The following is a 1224-nucleotide window of genomic DNA, read 5'->3' as shown; positions in this document are numbered from 1 at the left end:
CGCAAATTGCAAGAACAAGTTAGCCACTTTTTAAAAGACTGATACCAAGGGAGTTTCAGTTAGTGGAGTTAAGTAATTAAGCACATTCTTCATTGAATAGCTCAGCTGGCGTTTGATACCCAGTATTTTTACGAGGCATATTGTTTAGTTTATATTCTGTTTGTGCAATCTCCGAAGGGGTTGCCAAATCGAGAGAGATTCCCTTTGGGAAATCTCTTCGTACCATGCGGTTGTGAACCTCATTGGTTCCTCGCTCACTGGATGTATATGGATGAGTGAAGTAGACAGGTGCTATCTTATCCATTACTTCTGTCAGGGTACTAAACTCAAGACCATTATCGGCGGTAATAGATTTGATTATTGATCCATACTCTTTATTGATGTTTCTCATTATATAAGCCACCGAGTCAGCGTCTTTACTGTCAATTAAACGAATAATTTGGAAACGAGTCTTGCGTTCAATCATGGTAAGAATCACACTCTCCTGACCGTTTCTAAGACCAACAATAGTATCTATTTCAAAGTGACCAAATTCTTCTCGATTATCCACTTCAGTTGGGCGTTCTTCTATACTCAACCCCAAAATACGATGGTTCTTACGAACCACACATTTTGGTAATCGGCGAGACATCTTGTTGATAAGATCAATATTTCTTACTTCTAATAATTGAGCATCAATATAACTATAAAGGGTTTTAGTGCATACCATTTCTTCCGGTAGAAAAAGGTTCAACACCTTGGCACGACCAACGGTCGCGTCAGGTGACCAACCATCTTTTTTAAAGTGTTCCACAAAAAATGATAGGAAGCTAATAACTTGTGATAGTTTGTAAGGTCGATGACACGCTTTGCGTTTATCGACATAACGGCTTTGAGCAAGTTCAGGTATATATTCTTGATGATAGTACTCTTTACCATTAATCTTCTTAACTTGAGTTACTTTGCCACGTTTCAACTCGTTATTAATAGTTTGTGGGCAAACACCGAGAGCAATCGCAATCTTACGGTTAGAGTGGCCCAATTTATGTAGAGCAGCTATTTTCCCACGCTCAACTTCAGTTAAGTGGTGACCCTTGTTTCGTTTTATGGTAATCTGTTCTTGCGCCAAGACGAAAACCTCTTTCATTGTTAGTGTCGGAACTCCAATGATACCTGATTTTTTCGTCTTGGTGTTTTTTTTATTCAGTTTTTCTCAAGTGGCTAACTTGATTATAAAATTTGCCA

Annotated in this window: 1 protein-coding gene; it reads right to left on the bottom strand. The window is 38.5% G+C overall.

From position 1 onward, the window contains the following. Nucleotides 1–76: 76 nt before the first annotated feature. Nucleotides 77–1126 carry an IS30 family transposase gene (locus tag EKM66_RS12465; protein ID WP_125765041.1) on the bottom strand — a complete coding sequence of 350 codons (1050 nt, stop codon included), beginning with the start codon at nucleotides 1124–1126 and terminating at the stop codon, nucleotides 77–79. Nucleotides 1127–1224 lie beyond the last annotated feature (98 nt).

Origin of the sequence: Companilactobacillus hulinensis, from assembly GCF_003946555.1 — a bacterium.
Classification (GTDB): Bacteria; Bacillota; Bacilli; order Lactobacillales; family Lactobacillaceae; genus Companilactobacillus; species Companilactobacillus hulinensis.
This window is presented reverse-complemented; position numbering and strand designations above follow the sequence as displayed.

Excerpts from the sequence above, each read along its gene's own strand:
- EKM66_RS12465 (WP_125765041.1), bottom strand. The coding sequence starts at position 1,126 with ATGAAAGAGGTTTTCGTCTTGGCGCAAGAACAGATTACCATAAAACGA.